The organism is Bordetella genomosp. 6 (genome assembly GCF_002119705.1).
Classification (GTDB): Bacteria; Pseudomonadota; Gammaproteobacteria; order Burkholderiales; family Burkholderiaceae_B; genus Bordetella; species Bordetella bronchiseptica_F.
The window spans coordinates 5,080,521-5,098,863 of sequence record NZ_CP021107.1 but is presented as its reverse complement, the minus strand read 5'-3'; the positions used below and the strand labels follow the sequence as shown (position 1 = coordinate 5,098,863).

Below are 18,343 nucleotides of genomic sequence, written 5' to 3'. Positions count from 1 at the left end.
ACTATGTCACGTTCGATCAAGAAAGGCCCGTTTGTCGACGCGCACCTGATCAAAAAGGTGGATGCGGCTGTCGCGGGCAAAGACAAGAAGCCGATCAAAACCTGGTCGCGTCGTTCCACGGTCCTGCCGGAATTCATCGGCCTGACGATTGCCGTCCACAACGGCCGCCAGCACGTTCCCGTTTACATCAACGAGAACATGGTCGGTCACAAGCTGGGCGAGTTCGCGCTGACCCGTACGTTCAAGGGTCACGCCGCGGACAAGAAGTCGAAGAGGTAAGCGATGGAAACTACTGCCATTATCCGTGGTGTTCACATCTCGGCCCAGAAGACCCGTCTGGTTGCGGACCTGATCCGCGGCAAGTCGGTGGCTCAAGCCCTGAACATCCTCACCTTCTCGCCCAAGAAGGCCGCCGTCATCCTGAAGAAGGCTGTCGAGTCGGCTATCGCCAACGCCGAGCACAACGACGGCGCCGATATCGACGAGTTGAAGGTCACCACCATTTATGTGGACAAGGCTCAATCGATGAAGCGTTTCTCGGCTCGCGCCAAGGGCCGCGGCAACCGTATCGAGAAGCAGACCTGCCATATCACGGTCAAGGTCGGAGCTTAAGGAGTCACGATGGGTCAGAAAATTCACCCCACTGGGTTCCGTCTCGCGGTCACCCGTAATTGGTCCTCGCGTTGGTTCGCCGACGACAAGGCTTTCGGCACCATGCTGGCCGAAGACATCCGCGTTCGCGAGTACCTGAAGAAGAAGCTGAAGAGCGCTTCCGTTGGTCGCGTCATCATCGAGCGTCCCGCCAAGAACGCCCGCATCACCGTTTACTCGGCCCGTCCGGGTGTGGTGATCGGCAAGCGCGGCGAGGACATCGAGAACCTGAAGGCCGATCTGCAGCGTCTGATGGGCGTGCCCGTGCACGTCAACATCGAGGAAATCCGCAAGCCGGAAACCGACGCTCAGCTGATCGCCGACTCGATCTCGCAGCAGCTCGAAAAGCGCATCATGTTCCGCCGCGCGATGAAGCGCGCCATGCAGAACGCCATGCGCCTGGGCGCCCAAGGCATCAAGATCATGAGCTCGGGCCGTCTGAACGGCATCGAAATCGCGCGCACCGAATGGTACCGCGAAGGCCGTGTACCGCTTCACACGCTGAAGGCGAACATCGACTACGGCACCTCGGAAGCCCACACCACCTACGGTGTGATTGGCATCAAGGTGTGGGTCTACAAGGGCGACATGCTGGCCAATGGCGAGCTGCCTCCCGAAGCCGCCACCCCGCGTGAAGAAGAGCGTCGTCCGCGTCGCGCCCCGCGTGGCGATCGTCCGGATGGTGCCCGTACCGGTCGTCCGGGTGGTCGTGGCCGTGGTCCCCGCAAGGCGGACGCGGCTCCGGCGCCTGAAGGAGAATAACCATGCTGCAACCCTCTCGCAGGAAGTACCGCAAAGAGCAGAAAGGCCGGAACACGGGCCTGGCTTCGCGCGGCACGCACGTTTCGTTCGGCGAGTTCGGCCTGAAGGCCACCGGCCGTGGTCGCCTGACCGCGCGCCAGATCGAAGCCGCTCGTCGTGCCATCAACCGTCACATCAAGCGTGGCGGCCGTATCTGGATCCGTATCTTCCCGGACAAGCCGATCTCGCAAAAGCCGGCCGAAGTCCGTATGGGTAACGGCAAGGGCAACCCTGAGTACTGGGTCGCCGAGATCCAGCCGGGCAAGGTGCTCTACGAAATGGAAGGGGTCAGTGAAGAACTGGCGCGCGAGGCGTTCCGCCTGGCCGCTGCCAAGCTGCCGATCTCGACCACGTTCGTCGCGCGTCATATCGGTGCTTAAGGAGTACTAAATGAAAGCCAGCGAACTCCGTTCCAAAGACGCCGCCGAGCTCGGCAAAGAGCTCGAGAGCCTGCTGAAGGCACAATTCGGTCTGCGTATGCAGAAGGCCACGCAGCAGCTTGCCAATACCAGCCAGCTGCGCAACGTGCGCCGCGACATCGCGCGCGTGCGTACCTTGCTGACCGAGAAGGCAGGGAAATAATATGAGCGAAACTCAAAACACTCAGGTTGCCAAGCGCCAGCGCACGCTGGTTGGCAAGGTTGTCAGCAACAAGATGGACAAGACGGTCGTCGTTCTGGTCGAACGCCGCGTCAAGCACCCCATCTTTGGCAAGATCATCATGCGTTCGGCCAAGTACAAGGCGCATGACGAATCGAACCAATACAACGAAGGCGATACCGTCGAAATCGCGGAAGGCCGCCCCATCTCGCGCTCCAAGGCGTGGCGTGTGGTGCGTCTGGTCGAAGCGGCGCGCATCATCTAAGTTGCACGCAGTACACCGGAACGGCTTGCCGTTCCGGCATGAAACGGCAAGAGCCTGGCTCTTGCCGTTTTTTTTTGTTCATCGAGCATTGCCCCTCTGCAGGGGGCGGGCGGGAGCCTGTCCCCGCCGGGACAGGCTCCCGCCATACGCCGTGAACGCTTGACGGCCAGGACGGTATCTGTCCCCTGCGGGGAATGTCAGTACGACAATGCGCGTCAGGCGAGCGCAGCGGGTGCCCCGAGAAAATCGGCGACGGCCTGGATCTGCGCCGTGACGTTGAGCGCCGGGGCGTGGCCACAACCAGGAAAATCGATACGCAGGGCGCGCGGCCCGCGCTGCGTCATGGCGTGCGCGACGTCCGGCAACAGCAGGTCGGAGTCGGCGCCACGCAGTAGCAATACGGGCATGCGCAGCGAATCGTATTCGGACCAGCGTTCGTAGTCGGTGGGGTGATGGTGGAATTGGCCGACGATGGCCGGGTCGTAGTGCGTGGTGACGCGTCCATCGGGCAGGCGGCGCATCGAGGTTTCCGCCATGCGGCGCCATTGCGCGTCGCTCAGCCATCCATAGGGACGGTAGGCGGCTCGCAACCACGTTTCCAGCGCGCCGACCGTATCGAATGACGGCGGTTCGCCTGCGTACGCCAGGATGCGTTCGACGGCCGGCGCGGGAAGCGTCGGGCCGATATCGTTGAGCACCAAGTGCGTCACGCGTCCGCGCAGCGCGGTGGCGGCACCGTGCAGGCCGATCGCGCCGCCCATCGAGGTGCCGATCCAGCGTACCTGCGGCAGGTCCAGCTGGTCGAGCAGCCCGCACGCCAGCGTGGCGTAGAAATCCAGGCAGTATTCCTGCGCAGGCCGGGGACTCCATTGCGACATGCCGCGGCCTATCGTGTCGGGGCAGATGACCCGGTACCGGTCGGCCAGGGCCTGCGCCAGGTCGTCGAAGTCGCGGCCGGTACGCGCCAGTCCATGCCACATGACCAGCGGCGGCGCATCCCGGCGACCCCATTTCGACGTAGTGCAGCTCGCGTCCGGCGCACTGCGCGTAGTGCGATGTGGGCAGAGGCAGGCATGACATGGTCTTTCTCCCGGTTTCGCCGGCTTGCCGGCCACGAAAAACCCCGCCGGATCGCGGCGGGGTTGGCTTGAGCCCGGCAGCCCGGATCAGATGTGCGTGATGTACTTCGTGACCAGGTAGCCGTCGAAGGTTTCCAGGCCGCCTTCGCTGCCGATGCCGCTGTCCTTGATGCCGCCGAAGGGCGTTTCGGCCAGCGCGCTGCCGAAGTGATTGATGTTGACCATGCCGGCCTCCAGCGCATTGGAGACCTTGGTGGCGGTCTTCAGCGAGTTGGTGAACACATACGAAGACAGGCCGAACGGCAGGCTGTTGGCGCGTCGCAGCACTTCGTCAGTGTCGGTGAAGCGCACCACCGGCGCCAGCGGGCCGAAGGGTTCCTCGGTCATCAGCATGGCATTGTCGGGCAGCTCGGTGACCACGGTGGGGCTGAAGAAGTAGCCCTTGCGGTCCGGAGCGTCGCCGCCAAGCACCACCTTGCCGCCGTGCTTGAGCGCATCGTCGACGAACGTGCTCATGGCGGGAACGCGGCGCTCGTGCGCCAGCGGGCCCATGTCGGTGCCTTTCTCCAGCCCGTCGCCGACCTTGATGTTCTTGAGCACCTCGGTAAAGCGCGCCAGGAACTGCTCGTAGGCGCCGTTCTGCACATAGAAGCGGGTGGGCGACACGCACACCTGGCCGGCGTTGCGGACCTTGAAGCGCGCCAGCATTTCCGCGGCCCGATCGATGTCGGCGTCGTCGAACACCAGCACGGGCGAATGGCCGCCGAGCTCCATGGTGACACGCTTCATGTGCGCGCCGGCGAGGGCGGCCAGCTGCTTGCCGACCGGCACGGAGCCCGTGAACGACACCTTGCGCACGATGGGCGAGCGGATCAGGTAGTCGGAGATCTTGGCCGGTTCGCCCCAGACGATGTTCAGGCAGCCCTTGGGCAGGCCGGCCTCGTGGAACATGCGGGCAATCGCCATCACGGCGCTGGGGGAGTCTTCAGGCCCCTTGAGCACCACCGTGCAGCCGGCGCCCAGGGCGGCGGCGATCTTGCGGATGGCCTGGTTGTACGGGAAGTTCCAGGGCGTGAACGCGGCGCACACGCCGATGGGCTCGCGCACCACCAATTGGCGGACATCCGGGTTGCGCGGCGGGATCACACGGCCGTAGATGCGGCGGCATTCTTCGGCATGCCAGTCGGCGTGCTCGGAGCAGGAGGCCACTTCGCCCACCGCTTCGGCCAGGGGCTTGCCCTGGTCCAGCGTCATGTTGCGGCCGATTTCCTGGGCGCGGTCGCGCGAGAGCTGGCCAACCTTGCGCAGGATGGCGGCGCGTTCCATGGGCGAGGTGCGCTTCCACGATTCGAAGGCGCGTTGCGCGGCGGCCAGGGCGCGGTCCAGGTCGGCTTCGGAGGCGTGCGGCAACTGGCCAAGCACCTCGAGCGTGGCCGGATTGACGACGTCCTGCGTGCGCCTGCCGTCGCCCGTCAGGAACTCGCCATCGATATACAGTGCCAACTGTTCATACATGCTTGTCAGTCCTCGCGAATTTATTGGGGGGGGGGTGTTTTTTGCCAGTCTAAACCAGCTTGCCCTGTCGCGGGGGGGCCACTAGGAGCCGGGACCACGGAGCCAATGGTGCCGGGGCGGCGCCGTTGGTATGATCGGAGCCGCCCGGGCCGCAATCCAGGCAACGGTAGTCCAGGATGCGCCCACAGACATCTCAAGCTCCGAAAAAAGTACCGTGTCAGCCGACCATTTGCCGAGCAGGCCGCCCAGCCTTTATTCCAGGGCTCTCTTCCGTTTCATCGACTGGCTGCGCGGACGCATCGCGCGCGCCTCGCTGGTGGGCGATCAGCCCATCTTCGATAATGCGCGCTTTCCCTGGGTGGCGGGCCTGGAGGCCCGGGCCGACGCGATCCGTGGCGAGCTGGACGAACTGCTGCGCGAGCGCGAGAGGCTGCCCGCGTTTCACGAGATCTCGCCGGACGTGGGCATGATCACCAACGACGATCAGTGGAAGACGTTCGTGTTCATGGGGTATGGCATGCGCTCGACCCGCAACCTGGCGCGCTGTCCCCGGACCGCGCAGGCCCTGCGGCGCATCCCCGGCTTGCGCACGGCGTTCTTCTCCATCCTCGAGCCCGGCAAGCGCATTCCCTTGCATCGCGGCCCGTACAATGGCGTGCTGCGCCTGCACCTGGCCCTGATCGTGCCGGAGCCGCGCGAACGGTGCTGGATCGAGATCGACGGCCAGCGCCATGTCTGGCAGGCCGGCCGGGCGGTCGTGTTCGACGACCTGTATCCGCACCAGGTCCACAACGATACCGATGGCGTGCGTGCGGTGCTGTTCGTGGACTTCGAGCGGCCCTGCCGCTGGCCGGTGCGCTGGCTGAACCGGCTGGTGTTGGCGGCGGCGCCCTTTTCGGACGAGATCCGCCGGGGCAAGGCCAACCACGATGCCTGGGAGCGCGGGTACTATGGAAGAAAAACGGGGCCGCATTAGCGCCCCGCCTGCCCCGCCGGCGGACGTTGGTTTGAGCCGACACTGTGGGGCAAATGTACAATGGCCTTGCATAGTTTCGCCCAGCGGGGTAGAATTACCAGCTTTCCCAAATTGTTGGTTCGATTGGGCCGGTTTTGGTTGGACTTCCGGGGTTCTAGGCTTGGGTTAAACGAAACGACCTGGGTGAAATGAGCCTTCGGGCCTGGCATGGCCAGGCGGTGCCAAGCGACAGGCAGGCGGCAGAAGCGGAGCGGGCAGGTGTCGGGCAACCGGTGTTTGCAAGTTCCTGGTTCGGCGGCCAGATCAGCTGGCAAGAGGGAAATTTCCGCAGGATTTCAACCCAGGGTCGTTCGTTGCCAGCAGGCTGCGCACGGACCTGACGGGACCAAAACTGGCAGGAAATGCGAACCTGGGAAGGGCGTGTTTTCAGTTAAGTTGGAACAGGAAAAATCATGATCCAAATGCAGACCACGCTGGACGTGGCCGACAACACTGGTGCGCGTGCTGTCATGTGCATCAAGGTGCTCGGTGGCTCCAAGCGCCGTTATGCCGGTATCGGCGACATCATCAAGGTGAGCGTCAAAGATGCGGCTCCGCGCGGACGCGTCAAGAAAGGCGAAATCTACAACGCTGTGGTGGTGCGTACCGCCAAGGGCGTGCGCCGCAAAGACGGTTCGCTGATCCGTTTCGGTGGCAATGCCGCCGTGTTGCTCAATGCCAAGCTGGAGCCGATCGGCACCCGCATCTTCGGACCCGTTACGCGTGAACTGCGTACCGAGCGGTTCATGAAGATCGTGTCGCTGGCCCCGGAAGTGCTGTAAGGAGCCCGCGATGAACAACATCCGTAAAGGCGACGAAGTCATCGTCCTGACCGGCCGCGACAAGAAGCGTCGCGGCACCGTGCTGGCCCGCGTTGACGCCGACCACGTGCTGGTCGAAGGCGTGAACGTCGTGAAGAAGCACGTCAAGGCCAACCCGATGGCCAACAATCCTGGCGGCATCGTCGAAAAGACCATGCCGATCCACGTTTCGAACGTGGCGCTGTTCAATCCGGCCACCGGCAAGGGTGACCGCGTCGGCGTGCAGGAAGTGGACGGCCGCAAGGTTCGCGTGTTCCGTTCCAATGGCGCCGTGGTCGGCGCCAAGGCGTAAGGGGCGACAGACATGTCTCGTTTGCAAGAATTTTACAAAAGCAAGGTCGTTGCCGACCTGCAGGCCAAGTTCGGCTACAAGTGCGTGATGGAAGTGCCCCGCATCACCAAGATCACCCTGAACATGGGTGTCTCGGAAGCGGTCGCCGACAAGAAGGTCATCGAGCACGCTGTTTCCGACCTGACCAAGATCTCCGGCCAGAAGCCCGTGGTGACCAAGACCCGCAAGGCTATCGCCGGGTTCAAGATCCGCGAGAACTATCCGATCGGTTGCATGGTCACGCTGCGTGGTCAGCGCATGTACGAATTCCTGGATCGCCTGGTTGCGGTCGCGCTGCCGCGCGTGCGTGACTTCCGCGGCATCTCGGGCCGTGCGTTCGACGGCCGTGGCAACTACAACATCGGGGTGAAAGAGCAAATCATCTTCCCCGAAATCGAATACGACAAGATCGACGCGCTGCGTGGGCTGAACATCAGCATCACCACCACCGCCAAGACTGACGACGAAGCCAAGGCGCTGTTGACGGCCTTCAGCTTCCCGTTCCGTAACTAAGGGGCTGATGACGTGGCTAAACTCTCCCTCATCAATCGCGATATCAAGCGTGCCAAGCTGGCTGACAAGTATGCCGCCAAGCGCGCCGAATTGAAGGCGATCATCGACGACCAGTCGAAGACCGACGAAGAACGTTACCAAGCTCGGCTCAAGCTGCAACAGCTGCCGCGCAATGCCAACCCCACTCGCCAGCGCAATCGCTGCGTGGTTACCGGTCGTCCGCGCGGCGTGTTCCGCAAGTTCGGCCTGACCCGCCACAAATTGCGTGAAATGGCGATGAAGGGCGAAGTTCCCGGCATGACCAAGGCCAGCTGGTAGGAGAACGAATATGAGCATGAGCGATCCCATCGCCGATATGCTGACTCGCATTCGCAATGCGCAGCAAGTTGACAAAACCACGGTGACCATGCCCGCCTCGAAGCTGAAAGTGGCCATCGCCACCGTGCTGAAAGACGAAGGCTACATCGATGGCTATTCGGTCAAGGGCACCCAGGCCAAGCCTGAGCTCGAGATCACCCTGAAGTACTACGCCGGCCGTCCGGTCATCGAGCGCATCGAACGCGTCTCGCGCCCGGGTCTGCGTATCTACAAGGGCCGCACCAGCATTCCTCAGGTCATGAACGGCCTGGGCGTGGCTATCGTTTCGACCTCGCGCGGCGTGATGACCGACCGCAAGGCTCGCGCCAATGGCGTGGGCGGCGAAGTCCTGTGCTACGTGGCCTAAGGAGAGTCGAATGTCACGTATCGCTAAATACCCGGTAGAACTGCCCAAGGGTGTTGAAGCCAGCATCCAGCCGGACCAGATCACCGTCAAGGGCCCGCTGGGCACCCTGGTGCAATCGCTGACCGGCGACGTCAACGTCGTCCAGGAAGATGGCAAGCTGACGTTTGCCGTTGCCAACGACAGCCGCCATGCCAACGCGATGTCGGGCACCTTGCGCGCCCTGGTCGCCAACATGGTGACCGGCGTGAGCAAGGGCTTCGAACGCAAGCTGAATCTGGTCGGCGTGGGTTACCGCGCCCAGATTCAAGGCGACGCGGTCAAGCTGCAGCTGGGCTTTTCGCACGATGTCGTGCACCAGCTGCCCGCCGGCATCAAGGCCGAATGCCCGACCCAGACGGAAATCGTCATCAAGGGCCCGAACAAGCAAGTCGTCGGTCAGGTGGCCGCTGAAATCCGCAGGTACCGTGAACCTGAGCCCTACAAGGGCAAGGGTGTACGTTACGCGGACGAACGCGTCGTCATCAAAGAAACCAAGAAGAAATAACGGCGCACGCAAGGACGAATCATGGACAAAAAAGTTTCCCGTTTGCGTCGTGCGGTTCCGACCCGCCGGAAGATTGCGCAGCTGCGAGTGCATCGCCTGTCGGTTTTCCGCTCGAACCTGCACATCTACGCCAACATCATTTCGCCGGAAGGCGATCGCGTGCTGGTCAGCGCCTCGACGCTGGAAGCCGAAGTTCGCGCGCAGCTGGGCGCCGCCGGCAAGGGCGGCAACGCCACCGCCGCCGCGCTGGTGGGCAAGCGTGTCGCCGAGAAGGCCAAGGCCGCCGGCATCGAACTGGTTGCCTTCGATCGCTCGGGCTTTCGTTACCATGGCCGCGTGAAAGCGCTGGCCGAAGCCGCGCGTGAAGCCGGCCTGAAGTTCTAAGCGAGGATCTGTCAAATGGCTACTAAAGTACAAGGCAAGCACGCCGCGGAAAAAGAGAACGACGACGGTCTGCGCGAGAAGATGATCGCGGTCAACCGCGTGAGCAAAGTGGTCAAGGGTGGTCGCACCATGAGCTTTGCCGCGTTGTCCGTGGTGGGCGACGGCGATGGCCGTATCGGCATGGGCAAGGGCAAGGCGCGTGAAGTGCCGGTGTCGGTTCAGAAGGCAATGGAACAGGCCCGTCGCGGCATGTTCAAGGTTGCCCTGAAGAACGGCACGCTGCACCATACCGTGGTGGGCAAGCACGGCGCCTCGACGGTGCTGATTTCGCCGGCCGCTGAAGGTACCGGTGTGATCGCCGGCGGCCCGATGCGCGCCATTTTCGAAGTGATGGGTGTGCGTAACGTGGTTGCCAAGAGCCTGGGCTCGAGCAACCCCTACAACCTGGTTCGCGCCACGTTGAATGGTCTGCGCGCTTCCCTGACCCCGGCGGAAGTTGCTGCCAAGCGCGGCAAGTCCGTCGAAGAGATCCTGGGGTAAATCATGGCTCAGAAGCAGATCAAAGTTACGCTCGTGCGCTCCGTGATCGGCACCAAGCAATCCCACCGCGACACCATTCGCGGTCTGGGCCTGCGCCGTATCAACAGCAGCCGCGTTCTGGTCGACACGCCCGAGGTGCGCGGGATGATCCACAAGGTGGGTTATCTCGTCTCCGTCTCGGAAGCCTAAGGAATCACGATGTCGGATATTCAACTCAATACGCTGAAGCCCGCCGAGGGCAGCAAGCACGCCAAGCGCCGCGTCGGCCGTGGCATCGGCTCGGGCCTGGGCAAGACCGCCGGCCGTGGCCACAAGGGCCAGAAGTCGCGTTCGGGCGGCTTCCACAAGGTTGGCTTCGAAGGCGGCCAGATGCCGCTGCAGCGTCGCCTGCCCAAGCGCGGTTTCACGCCGCTGGGCCAGCACCTGTACGCCGAAGTGCGCCTGTCCGAACTGCAATTGCTGGAAGCCGAGGAAATCGACGTCCAGGCGCTCAAGGCGGCTGGTGTGGTTGGCCAAAGCGTGCGTTACGCCAAGGTCATCAAGTCGGGTGAACTCTCGCGCAAGGTGGTGCTTCGCGGCATTACCGCGACGGCCGGCGCTCGCGCCGCCATCGAAGCCGCGGGCGGCTCGCTTGCTTGAACGCGAGGTGACGAGTGGCTAAAGCGCAGGCTCTGGGCAAAACCGGTGCACGGTACGGCGATCTGAAGCGCCGTCTCGTGTTCCTGGTGCTCGCCCTGGTGGTTTACCGCCTCGGTACCCACATTCCCGTGCCGGGCATCAACCCGGACGCGCTGGCGGACCTGTTCCGCCAGCACGAGGGCGGGATCCTGGGCCTGTTCAACATGTTCTCGGGCGGGGCGCTGTCGCGCTTTTCCATCTTCGCCCTGGGGATCATGCCGTACATTTCGGCATCCATCATCATGCAGTTGATGTCGGTGGTGGTGCCGTCGCTGGAAGCCCTCAAGAAAGAGGGCGAGGCCGGTCGTCGGAAGATCACCCAGTACACCCGCTACGGCACCGTCGTGCTGGCGCTGGTGCAGGCGGTGGGTATTTCGGTGGCGCTGGAGTCCCAGCCGGGGCTGGTCATCGACCCGGGCATGTTGTTCCGCTTCACGACAGTGGTCACGCTGGTTACCGGCACCATGTTCGTCATGTGGCTGGGCGAGCAGATCACCGAACGGGGGCTGGGCAACGGCATCTCGATCCTGATCTTCGCCGGTATCGTCGCGGGCCTGCCCTCGGCGCTGGCGGGACTGCTGGACCTGGTGCGGACGAACTCGATGTCGGTGCTGTCGGCGCTGTTCATCGTGGCCCTGGTCGTGCTGGTTACCGCCTTCGTGGTGTTCGTGGAACGCGGACAGCGCAAGATCACGGTGAACTATGCCAAGCGCCAGGTGGGCAACAAGGTGTATGGAGGCCAGAGCTCGCATCTGCCGCTCAAGCTGAACATGGCCGGGGTGATTCCGCCGATCTTCGCATCGTCGATCATTCTGTTCCCGGCCACGATCACCAGCTGGTTCTCGAGCGGCGAACGCATGGCCTGGCTGCGTGACCTTGCTGCCGCGCTCGAGCCTCGTCAACCGCTGTACATCACGCTGTACTCGGTCGCGATCATTTTCTTCTGCTTTTTCTACACGGCCCTGGTGTTCAACAGCCGCGAAACTGCAGACAACCTGAAGAAGAGCGGCGCCTTCGTTCCGGGCATCCGTCCGGGCGAGCAAACCGCGCGTTACATCGACAAGATTCTGATGCGCTTGACGCTGGCTGGTGCGATTTACATCACGCTGGTGTGCTTGCTGCCGGAATTCCTGGTGATGCGTTGGAATGTGCCGTTCTACTTCGGTGGTACGTCCCTGTTGATTATTGTCGTGGTGACGATGGATTTCATGGCGCAAGTACAGGCCTACATGATGTCTCACCAATACGACTCGCTGCTCAAGAAGGCGAACTTCAAGGGCTCGGGTTTGCCGATGCGGTAAGCAGAGAATGTCTAAGGACGACGTCATCCAGATGCAAGGAGAGGTTCTTGAGAACCTCCCCAACGCGACCTTCCGCGTCAAGCTCGAAAACGGCCACGTGGTGTTGGGCCATATTTCCGGCAAGATGCGTATGCATTACATCCGGATTCTGCCCGGCGACAAGGTCACAGTGGAGCTCACGCCCTATGACCTCACGCGAGCCAGAATTGTTTTCCGCTCCAAGTGAAGCGGACCGGATTACGGAAAATTAGGAGTCAACCATGAAAGTAATGGCATCGGTTAAGCGGATCTGCCGCAACTGCAAAGTTATCAAACGTCACGGCGTGGTGCGTGTCATCTGCACCGACCCGCGTCACAAGCAGCGTCAAGGCTAACCCAGTTAGCGGTACGCAACGGATTTATTCAAGGAACAGTCATGGCCCGTATTGCTGGCATTAACATTCCGCCGCAACAGCACGCCGAGATCGGCCTGACCGCCATTTTTGGCATCGGTCGTACGCGCGCCCGCAAGATCTGCGAAGCTGCTGGTGTGCCCGTTACCAAAAAGGTCAAGGATCTGACCGACGCCGAGCTGGAGCGCATCCGTGAACACATTGGCGTGTTCGCGGTTGAAGGCGACCTGCGTCGTGAAGTTCAGCTCTCGATCAAGCGTTTGATCGACCTGGGAACCTACCGCGGCATGCGCCACAAGCGTGGCCTGCCCGTGCGCGGCCAGCGCACCCGCACCAACGCCCGCACCCGCAAGGGCCCGCGTCGTGCTGCTGCGTCCCTGAAGAAATAATCGAGGATCTAGATTATGGCGAAAGCTTCCACCAGCGGCGCTTCGCGCGTACGCAAAAAGGTCAAGAAGAACGTCTCGGACGGCATCGCGCACGTTCACGCTTCGTTCAACAACACCATCATCACCATCACCGACCGTCAGGGCAATGCCCTGTCGTGGGCGACGTCGGGTGGCGCAGGCTTCAAGGGCTCGCGCAAGTCGACGCCGTTCGCCGCGCAGGTTGCCGCTGAAACGGCTGGTCGCGTTGCCATGGAATATGGCATCAAGACCCTCGAAGTGCGCATCAAGGGCCCCGGCCCCGGCCGTGAATCGTCGGTGCGCGCGCTCAATGCGCTGGGCATCAAGATTTCGAGCATCGCCGACATCACGCCCGTTCCGCACAACGGCTGCCGTCCGCCGAAGCGTCGTCGTATCTAAAGGGAATCCACATGGCACGTTATATTGGACCCAAATGCAAGCTCTCGCGCCGCGAGGGTACCGACCTGTTCCTCAAGAGCGCACGCCGCTCGCTGGATTCCAAGTGCAAGCTGGATTCCAAGCCGGGCCAGCATGGCCGCACCTCGGGTGCCCGTACTTCGGACTACGGTCTGCAGCTGCGCGAGAAGCAGAAGCTCAAGCGCATGTACGGCGTTCTGGAAAAGCAGTTCCGCAAGTACTTCGTTGAAGCCGAGCGTCGTCGTGGCAACACCGGCGAAACGCTGATCCAGCTGCTCGAATCGCGCCTGGACAACGTCGTCTACCGCATGGGCTTCGGCTCGACGCGCGCGGAAGCCCGCCAGCTGGTGAGCCACCGCGCCATCGAGCTGAACGGCCACACCGCCGACATCGCGTCGATGCTGGTCAAGGCCGGCGACGTGATCTCGATTCGCGAGAAGGCCAAGAAGCAAGGCCGCATCCGCGAATCGCTGGATCTGGCTGCCAGCATCGGCCTGCCCCAGTGGGTGGAAGTCGACGCCAGCAAGATGACCGGTACGTTCAAGTCGGCCCCCGATCGCGCCGACGTCGCCCGCGACGTCAACGAGTCGATGGTCGTCGAACTGTACTCGCGTTGATCGCCGCGCGCCGCCGCCTTCGGGATGGCGGCGCACTGGTGGCTGTGCGAACCGTTTTGCCTCACCCGCGCCAGCCCGCTTTCGCCATTTTGGCGGGGCGGGCTTTGCGGTAGAAACGGCGGCCGCTTTCGGGCCGCGGTTTATGCGTTGTTTCACTTAATTCCATCAGCCTTATCGGTGTAACGAGCCGAGGGTATTGAAAAGGAAAACAGTACATGTCCACTCAAGGTTTTCTGAAGCCGCGTTCCATCGAAGTCGAACCGGTCGGGGCGCATCACGCCAAGATCGTGATGGAGCCGTTCGAGCGCGGCTACGGCCACACGCTGGGCAACGCCCTGCGCCGCATTCTGCTGTCGTCGATGACCGGCTACGCGCCGACCGAAGTGCAGATGACCGGCGTGGTGCACGAATATTCGACCATTGCCGGTGTTCGCGAAGATGTCGTCGACATCCTGCTGAACCTCAAGGGCGTGGTGTTCAAGCTGCACAACCGCGACGAAGTGACCCTGGTGCTGCGCAAGAATGGCGCCGGCACCGTGGTGGCCAGCGATATCGAGCTGCCGCACGACGTCGAGATCATCAATCCGGACCACCTGATCTGCAATCTGACCGACGCCGGCAAGATTGAAATGCAGATCAAGGTCGAGAAGGGGCGCGGCTATGTGCCGGGCAACGTGCGCGCGCTGTCGGAAGACCGCACGCACACCATCGGCCGCATCGTGCTGGACGCCTCGTTCAGCCCCGTGCGCCGCGTCAGCTATGCCGTCGAAAGCGCTCGCGTCGAGCAGCGTACCGACCTCGACAAGCTGGTGCTGGACATCGAAACCAACGGCGTGATCTCGCCCGAGGAAGCGGTGCGCCAGGCTGCCCGCATCCTGATGGACCAGATCTCGGTGTTCGCGGCGCTGGAAGGCGCGGGCGATGCGTACGAGCCGCCGGTGCGCGGTACGCCGCAGATCGATCCGGTGCTGCTGCGCCCGGTCGACGATCTGGAGCTGACGGTGCGTTCGGCCAACTGCCTGAAGGCCGAGAACATCTACTACATCGGCGACCTGATCCAGCGTACCGAGAACGAACTGCTCAAGACCCCCAACCTGGGTCGCAAGTCGCTCAACGAGATCAAGGAAGTGCTGGCCGCACGCGGCCTGACCCTTGGCATGAAGCTGGAAAACTGGCCCCCGCTGGGCCTCGAGCGTCCGTAAGCGGTCAAGCGCGGCGGGCGCGGCATGCGCCCGCCGCGATGTTTTCATGCATCGAAAGGTGCATACTTTTTCCACCGGACCGCGGCCTGCCACAGGCCGATAGAAGAGCCGGATAACCCGATGGCGGAAACGCCGTCCTTAGATTCAAAGGAAATATCATGCGTCACGGTAATGGCTTGCGTAAGCTCAACCGCACCAGCAGTCACCGTCTTGCCATGTTCCGCAACATGGCCGTTTCGCTGATCACGCACGAAGCGATCAAGACCACGCTGCCGAAGGCGAAAGAACTGCGCCGCGTCATCGAACCCCTGATCACGCTGGGCAAGGAGCCCACCCTCGCGAACAAGCGTCTGGCGTTTGCCCGTCTGCGCGATCGCGATGCGGTGGTCAAGCTGTTCGCCGAAATCGGTCCGCGCTACGCGAACCGCAACGGCGGCTACACCCGCGTGCTGAAGATGGGCTTCCGTCAAGGCGACAACGCGCCCATGGCTTTCATGGAGCTGGTTGACCGTCCGGAAGTGGATGCATCCGAAGCGGACAGCGACGCCGAGTAAATCCGGCAGCGCGGAAAGCGGCAAGGGCGGGTCTTCGGACCCGCCCTTGCTTTTTGCGGCCCGCCCGGGCCTTGCGCGGGCCGGCCGCGCCGGGCGACCGGGCAACGGCGCCCCTGGCGCCAGGGCGGGGGCCTCAGGCCTTGGTCAAGGCGGCGCGCAGGTCCTGCGCCACGGACGCGAGCTGCTCGGCCGGCGGCTGCGGCGGCATGACGAAGGTCAGGTCCTTCTGTTCGATGTACTGGGTGGAGGTGACGTCCTGCGGGTGGTGCATCGGAATCAGGTGGGCATGGGCATGCGCCACGTGGATGCCGGTGAAGGCAAAACCGACTCGCTCGACCGAATACAGGCGTTTCATGTGGCGGGCCAGGCGTTGGCCCAGATTCAGGATATGTCCGGCGAGATCGGCCGGCATGTCCTCGAAATAGGGATAGTGCTGGCGGGGAATGATCAGGACGTGGCCTGGCCGTACGGGGTGGATGTCCAGGAACGCCAGCAGCCGGTTGTCCTGGTGAATGACGTGGGCCGGGATCTCCTCGCGGGAAATGCGGCAGAACAGGCAATCGTGCGACATGTCTGGCGGTCTCCTTGTTGGTCGGGCGCGGCGCAGGGACATACCCGCCGGTCGTTATCGATAAAATACCCACAGTATCCCTCAATGCCCGTTCGCAGGAGCTGCCATGTTGCGAGATGACGACGTCGTGCTGGTGATCAGCAATGCGCCAGACATGCTGCTGGCCAAGCGCATGGCTCATGTGCTGGTCGAGGACGGCCTGGCCGCCTGTGTGAACCTTGGCGCCCCGGTGCTGTCTGTGTACAGGTGGAAAGGCGAGGTAGAGGGCGCCGACGAGATTCCTCTGTGGATCAAGACCACCTACGCCCGGCACCAGGCGGTGGTGCAGACGCTGGCGCAATTGCACCCCTACGAAGTGCCGGAAATCATCGTTTTGCCGGTCATCGGCGGCATCGCGTCCTACCTGGACTGGGTACGCGAGCAAAGCAGCGGCGTCGATTCGCAATAGAGAGGAAGGAATGATGCAGTACGGACACGCGCTGGCCATCGGGCACGGCGCGAGCGCAAGAGGCCGCCTTGGGGCCGCGGGGCGCTGGCTGGCGTTGATGCTGGCCTTGGTGCTGACGGTGTTCGCCCGCCCCGCGGCCGCGCTGACCGAAGACGATTTCCTGCCGCCCGAGCAGGCTTTCGTGTTCAGCGCCGCCATGGCCGACCCCGCTACGCTGGTCCTGAATTACCGGATCGCGCCCGAGTACTACATGTACCGCGAGCGTTTCGGCCTGTCGGCCAGCCCGGCGCAGGCGGCAACGCTGGGCGAGGCCGCCTATCCACAAGGCACGGTGAAGTATGACCCCACCTTCGACAAGGATATGGAGGTCTTTTACGGCGCCGTGGCGGTGCGAGTGCCCTTGTCGCAGGGCAACGGGCAGCCGTTCACCCTGACCGTCACCAGCCAGGGTTGCGCCGACGCAGGCCTGTGCTACCCGCCGATGGACAACACGGTGCAGCTGACGCCCGTGGCGGGCGGCTACGCGCTCGCGGCGGGCACGGCGTCCGCGCCGCCGGCCGCGGCGTCGCAAGGCGGGGGCGCGCTCGACAATCTGCTGGAAGCCGGCGATACGCGGCTTGCGGACTTCATCGGCGGCGGCGGGTGGCTGAAGACGGCGGGCGTGTTCCTGCTGCTGGGCATGCTGCTGGCGTTTACGCCCTGCGTATTGCCGATGGTGCCGATACTCTCGTCCATCGTGCTGGGCGGTTCGCAGGCGCAGCGTCCGAGCCGCTGGCGCGGCCTGGGCCTGGCCGCAGCCTATGTGCTCGGCATGTCGGTCGTCTATACCGCGCTGGGCGTGGCGGCCGGCCTGAGCGGCGCGGGCCTGGCGGCGTGGCTGCAGACGCCGTGGATCCTGTCGCTGTTCGCCGTCCTGCTGGCCGTGCTGGCGCTGGCGATGTTCGGCGCCTTCACGTTCCAGATGCCGGCCGGCCTGCAGGCCCGCTTGAGCGAGCGTTCCAACCGGATCCCGGGCGGCCGCGTGACGGGCGCCCTGGTCATGGGCGCGCTGTCGGCGCTGATCGTCGGCCCTTGCGTGGCCGCGCCGCTGGCGGGCGCGTTGCTGTATATCTCGCAGACCGGGGACGTGATCCTGGGCGGCGCGGCCCTGTTCGCGATGGCCTGGGGCATGGGCATTCCACTGTTGCTGGTGGGCGCGTCGGCGGGCACGCTGTTGCCCCGTACCGGCCCGTGGATGGAAAGCGTCAAGCGCGTGTTCGGGATGCTCTTGCTGGGCACGGCGTGGTGGATGCTGATCCCGGTGGTTCCCACCTGGGTGCAAATGCTGGGCTGGTCGTTCCTGGCGGTGGTGGGCGCGGTCATGCTGCGCGCCTTCGATGCGCTGCCGGCGGGCTCCGGCGCGCCGCGCATGTTCGCCAAGGGGCTGGGCCTGCTGCTGGCGCTGGCCGGCGCGGCCTGGCTGATCGGGGCGCTGAGCGGCGGCCGCGACGTGCTGGCGCCGCTGTCGCACCTGGCGGCGCGCGCGCCGGCGGGCGCCGCCGTTGCCGCCGCCGGGCCGGCGGCCATGGACAAGACGCGCTTCGTGCGCGTGCGCAGCAACGCCGAGCTCGATGCCTTGCTGGCCCGCAGCACCCAGCCCGTCATGCTGGATTTCTATGCCGACTGGTGCGTGTCGTGCCGCGAGATGGAGCACTTCACTTTCAGCGATCCCACGGTGGCCGCGCGCATGTCGCAAATGCTGCTGGTGCAGGCCGACGTCACCAAGAACAATGCTGATGATCGCGCCTTGCTCAAGCGTTTCCGCCTGTTCGGCCCGCCAGGCATCATGTTCTTCGAGCCCGGCGGCAAGCTGATCGAGGACATCCGGGTCGTGGGTTTCCAGGATGCGCGGCGTTTTGCCGGCGTGCTGGAGCAGGTGGCGGACAGGTCCGGCGCGCCGGGCCCGACGCAAGCGGGCTCCTGACGCCGCCTCG

29 protein-coding genes and 1 pseudogene are annotated in these 18,343 nt (G+C 63.7%); 27 read left to right on the top strand and 3 right to left on the bottom strand.

Going from position 1 to position 18,343, the window contains the following annotated elements; genetic code table 11:
- Window positions 1-3 precede the first annotated feature (3 nt).
- Genes rpsS through rpsQ form a run of 6 tightly spaced genes read left to right on the top strand, consistent with a single transcriptional unit; the run spans window position 4 to window position 2,317 of the window.
- Window positions 4-279 (top strand): 30S ribosomal protein S19, encoded by a 276-nt coding sequence (gene rpsS, locus CAL11_RS24015; RefSeq protein ID WP_003806908.1) that lies wholly within the window; start codon window positions 4-6, stop codon window positions 277-279.
- Between the two features lie 3 nt (window positions 280-282).
- On the top strand, window positions 283-612 hold the full coding sequence (gene rplV, locus CAL11_RS24010; RefSeq protein ID WP_003806909.1) for a 50S ribosomal protein L22: 330 nt from the start codon (window positions 283-285) through the stop codon (window positions 610-612).
- Between the two features lie 9 nt (window positions 613-621).
- Complete coding sequence (gene rpsC, locus CAL11_RS24005) at window positions 622-1,413, top strand: 30S ribosomal protein S3 (RefSeq protein ID WP_033467238.1); 792 nt, start codon at window positions 622-624, stop codon at window positions 1,411-1,413.
- 2 nt (window positions 1,414-1,415) lie between these two features.
- Window positions 1,416-1,832: a 50S ribosomal protein L16 gene (rplP, locus tag CAL11_RS24000; RefSeq protein WP_003806911.1), complete on the top strand. Its 417-nt coding sequence runs from the start codon at window positions 1,416-1,418 to the stop codon at window positions 1,830-1,832.
- Window positions 1,833-1,842: 10 nt separating this feature from the next.
- Window positions 1,843-2,034 (top strand): 50S ribosomal protein L29, encoded by a 192-nt coding sequence (gene rpmC / locus CAL11_RS23995; RefSeq protein ID WP_003806912.1) that lies wholly within the window; start codon window positions 1,843-1,845, stop codon window positions 2,032-2,034.
- A gap of 1 nt (window position 2,035) precedes the next feature.
- On the top strand, window positions 2,036-2,317 hold the full coding sequence (gene rpsQ / locus CAL11_RS23990) for a 30S ribosomal protein S17 (RefSeq protein WP_033467241.1): 282 nt from the start codon (window positions 2,036-2,038) through the stop codon (window positions 2,315-2,317).
- Between the two features lie 215 nt (window positions 2,318-2,532).
- Here the strand turns inward: rpsQ and CAL11_RS23985 are convergent.
- Window positions 2,533-3,397: pseudogene (locus tag CAL11_RS23985) on the bottom strand (alpha/beta fold hydrolase).
- A gap of 86 nt (window positions 3,398-3,483) precedes the next feature.
- On the bottom strand, window positions 3,484-4,911 hold the full coding sequence (locus CAL11_RS23980) for an NAD-dependent succinate-semialdehyde dehydrogenase (RefSeq protein ID WP_033463380.1): 1,428 nt from the start codon (window positions 4,909-4,911) through the stop codon (window positions 3,484-3,486).
- Between the two features lie 214 nt (window positions 4,912-5,125).
- Here CAL11_RS23980 and CAL11_RS23975 point away from each other — a divergent pair, with 214 nt between their 5' ends.
- The 19 genes from CAL11_RS23975 to rplQ all read left to right on the top strand — a co-directional run bounded on the left by CAL11_RS23975 (window position 5,126) and on the right by rplQ (window position 15,351).
- Window positions 5,126-5,887: an aspartyl/asparaginyl beta-hydroxylase domain-containing protein gene (locus CAL11_RS23975; protein WP_432206080.1), complete on the top strand. Its 762-nt coding sequence runs from the start codon at window positions 5,126-5,128 to the stop codon at window positions 5,885-5,887.
- Window positions 5,888-6,339: 452 nt separating this feature from the next.
- The gene (gene rplN, locus CAL11_RS23970) at window positions 6,340-6,708 is read left to right on the top strand and encodes a 50S ribosomal protein L14 (protein ID WP_003806916.1); all 369 of its coding nucleotides are present in this window, start codon (window positions 6,340-6,342) and stop codon (window positions 6,706-6,708) included.
- A 10-nt stretch (window positions 6,709-6,718) separates the two neighbouring features.
- Entirely contained in the window at window positions 6,719-7,039 is a 321-nt protein-coding gene (rplX, locus tag CAL11_RS23965; protein WP_003806917.1) for a 50S ribosomal protein L24, read from the top strand.
- A gap of 12 nt (window positions 7,040-7,051) precedes the next feature.
- The gene (gene rplE, locus CAL11_RS23960; RefSeq protein ID WP_003806918.1) at window positions 7,052-7,591 is read left to right on the top strand and encodes a 50S ribosomal protein L5; all 540 of its coding nucleotides are present in this window, start codon (window positions 7,052-7,054) and stop codon (window positions 7,589-7,591) included.
- A gap of 12 nt (window positions 7,592-7,603) precedes the next feature.
- The gene (gene rpsN / locus CAL11_RS23955) at window positions 7,604-7,909 is read left to right on the top strand and encodes a 30S ribosomal protein S14 (protein WP_003806919.1); all 306 of its coding nucleotides are present in this window, start codon (window positions 7,604-7,606) and stop codon (window positions 7,907-7,909) included.
- 10 nt (window positions 7,910-7,919) lie between these two features.
- A complete protein-coding gene (gene rpsH, locus CAL11_RS23950) occupies window positions 7,920-8,315 on the top strand; it encodes a 30S ribosomal protein S8 (protein ID WP_003806920.1) in 396 nt (131 codons plus the stop codon).
- Between the two features lie 10 nt (window positions 8,316-8,325).
- Complete coding sequence (gene rplF, locus CAL11_RS23945) at window positions 8,326-8,859, top strand: 50S ribosomal protein L6 (RefSeq protein ID WP_015064757.1); 534 nt, start codon at window positions 8,326-8,328, stop codon at window positions 8,857-8,859.
- A gap of 21 nt (window positions 8,860-8,880) precedes the next feature.
- Window positions 8,881-9,243, top strand: a complete 363-nt coding sequence (gene rplR / locus CAL11_RS23940) for a 50S ribosomal protein L18 (RefSeq protein WP_015064756.1) — start codon at window positions 8,881-8,883, stop codon at window positions 9,241-9,243.
- A gap of 15 nt (window positions 9,244-9,258) precedes the next feature.
- Complete coding sequence (gene rpsE / locus CAL11_RS23935; protein WP_003806923.1) at window positions 9,259-9,783, top strand: 30S ribosomal protein S5; 525 nt, start codon at window positions 9,259-9,261, stop codon at window positions 9,781-9,783.
- Window positions 9,784-9,786: 3 nt separating this feature from the next.
- The gene (gene rpmD / locus CAL11_RS23930; protein WP_003806924.1) at window positions 9,787-9,972 is read left to right on the top strand and encodes a 50S ribosomal protein L30; all 186 of its coding nucleotides are present in this window, start codon (window positions 9,787-9,789) and stop codon (window positions 9,970-9,972) included.
- Window positions 9,973-9,981: 9 nt separating this feature from the next.
- A complete protein-coding gene (gene rplO, locus CAL11_RS23925; protein ID WP_015064755.1) occupies window positions 9,982-10,422 on the top strand; it encodes a 50S ribosomal protein L15 in 441 nt (146 codons plus the stop codon).
- Between the two features lie 14 nt (window positions 10,423-10,436).
- Window positions 10,437-11,762: a preprotein translocase subunit SecY gene (gene secY / locus CAL11_RS23920; protein WP_003806926.1), complete on the top strand. Its 1,326-nt coding sequence runs from the start codon at window positions 10,437-10,439 to the stop codon at window positions 11,760-11,762.
- Window positions 11,763-11,769: 7 nt separating this feature from the next.
- Window positions 11,770-11,988 carry a translation initiation factor IF-1 gene (gene infA / locus CAL11_RS23915; protein WP_003806927.1) on the top strand — a complete coding sequence of 73 codons (219 nt, stop codon included), beginning with the start codon at window positions 11,770-11,772 and terminating at the stop codon, window positions 11,986-11,988.
- Window positions 11,989-12,022: 34 nt separating this feature from the next.
- The gene (rpmJ, locus tag CAL11_RS23910; protein ID WP_003806928.1) at window positions 12,023-12,136 is read left to right on the top strand and encodes a 50S ribosomal protein L36; all 114 of its coding nucleotides are present in this window, start codon (window positions 12,023-12,025) and stop codon (window positions 12,134-12,136) included.
- 41 nt (window positions 12,137-12,177) lie between these two features.
- Window positions 12,178-12,543 (top strand): 30S ribosomal protein S13, encoded by a 366-nt coding sequence (gene rpsM, locus CAL11_RS23905; protein ID WP_003806929.1) that lies wholly within the window; start codon window positions 12,178-12,180, stop codon window positions 12,541-12,543.
- A 15-nt stretch (window positions 12,544-12,558) separates the two neighbouring features.
- The gene (rpsK, locus tag CAL11_RS23900) at window positions 12,559-12,960 is read left to right on the top strand and encodes a 30S ribosomal protein S11 (protein ID WP_003806930.1); all 402 of its coding nucleotides are present in this window, start codon (window positions 12,559-12,561) and stop codon (window positions 12,958-12,960) included.
- A gap of 11 nt (window positions 12,961-12,971) precedes the next feature.
- A complete protein-coding gene (gene rpsD, locus CAL11_RS23895; protein WP_003806931.1) occupies window positions 12,972-13,595 on the top strand; it encodes a 30S ribosomal protein S4 in 624 nt (207 codons plus the stop codon).
- A gap of 215 nt (window positions 13,596-13,810) precedes the next feature.
- The gene (locus CAL11_RS23890) at window positions 13,811-14,797 is read left to right on the top strand and encodes a DNA-directed RNA polymerase subunit alpha (RefSeq protein WP_015064754.1); all 987 of its coding nucleotides are present in this window, start codon (window positions 13,811-13,813) and stop codon (window positions 14,795-14,797) included.
- Window positions 14,798-14,955: 158 nt separating this feature from the next.
- The gene (rplQ, locus tag CAL11_RS23885; protein ID WP_003806934.1) at window positions 14,956-15,351 is read left to right on the top strand and encodes a 50S ribosomal protein L17; all 396 of its coding nucleotides are present in this window, start codon (window positions 14,956-14,958) and stop codon (window positions 15,349-15,351) included.
- Between the two features lie 133 nt (window positions 15,352-15,484).
- Here rplQ and CAL11_RS23880 read toward each other — a convergent pair whose 3' ends face one another.
- Entirely contained in the window at window positions 15,485-15,922 is a 438-nt protein-coding gene (locus CAL11_RS23880) for an HIT family protein (protein WP_015064752.1), read from the bottom strand.
- 106 nt (window positions 15,923-16,028) lie between these two features.
- Here CAL11_RS23880 and cutA point away from each other — a divergent pair, with 106 nt between their 5' ends.
- A complete protein-coding gene (cutA, locus tag CAL11_RS23875; RefSeq protein WP_003806936.1) occupies window positions 16,029-16,370 on the top strand; it encodes a divalent-cation tolerance protein CutA in 342 nt (113 codons plus the stop codon).
- Between the two features lie 10 nt (window positions 16,371-16,380).
- On the top strand, window positions 16,381-18,333 hold the full coding sequence (dsbD, locus tag CAL11_RS23870) for a protein-disulfide reductase DsbD (RefSeq protein WP_086094459.1): 1,953 nt from the start codon (window positions 16,381-16,383) through the stop codon (window positions 18,331-18,333).
- The last annotated feature ends 10 nt before the right edge of the window (window positions 18,334-18,343 follow it).